Below are 381 nucleotides of genomic sequence, written 5' to 3'. Positions count from 1 at the left end.
AACGAAAGGTCCAGAACAGGTGAAGATTTAGATTATCCCCCCTATATCTGCCTCTCCCCAGTATTGTGGCGGAGAGTATGGTAAATATCCAAAACATAAGCAGCAGTCTCCAGATATATTCATTTCTTTTTCTGCCTTCAATTAACCATCTTATTATTACTCCAATCAGGATTAATGACAGGCATAATAACGGCACCACATATTCTGAATATGCAAATCTGTATGGATTCCAGATATTCGCCAAGCTTACTCCACCATCCTTATGAATTATTTTTTCTCCATACCATTTTATTTATTATTCCGGTATAGCTCTGTATGATCTTAACCACTTTGGTACTTACATTTTCATCCATATAGCAGGGGACGTTAACCCCGTTATCC

General features: G+C 37.8%; 1 protein-coding gene. It reads right to left on the bottom strand.

Annotated features, from left to right (window positions below):
• On the bottom strand, positions 1-244 hold a 244-nt coding region (locus tag NE664_15770; protein MCQ4728092.1), incomplete at its 3' end, for a VanZ family protein.
• Positions 245-381 lie beyond the last annotated feature (137 nt).

Source organism: Anaerotignum faecicola, assembly GCA_024460105.1.
In the GTDB taxonomy this organism is placed as follows: Bacteria; Bacillota; Clostridia; order Lachnospirales; family Anaerotignaceae; genus JANFXS01.
This window is presented reverse-complemented; position numbering and strand designations above follow the sequence as displayed.